General features: G+C 35.9%; 1 protein-coding gene. It reads left to right on the forward strand.

Features of this window, described 5'->3' with window-relative positions; genetic code table 11:
* Positions 1-245: hypothetical protein (locus tag AOA60_RS32915; RefSeq protein ID WP_218240958.1), on the forward strand; the 245-nt coding region annotated here is incomplete at both ends.

Raw genomic sequence — 245 nt, forward strand, 5'->3', positions numbered from 1 at the left:
GATGTAGGTATTCAGGTTTCAAGAGAAGAAGCGATTCAGCAAGCTGAGGAAACTAGAGAAATTTTTGAAGAGCTGTGGGAGGATGAAAATGCTGTTACTTACCCAGAGAATTTAGAACTTATTAAAAGTGAGTATGAAGAATTAGGCTTGTACGAAGATAATTTTTGGACAGAATATGGACTTAGTTCTTATGCTTATCAAGTAATGAGGAGTAAAGTCATGGATTATGAATTGGGAGAAAACCC

This window comes from Pseudomonas sp. 2822-17 (assembly GCF_002742485.1).
In the GTDB taxonomy this organism is placed as follows: Bacteria; Pseudomonadota; Gammaproteobacteria; order Pseudomonadales; family Pseudomonadaceae; genus Aquipseudomonas; species Aquipseudomonas cyclaminis.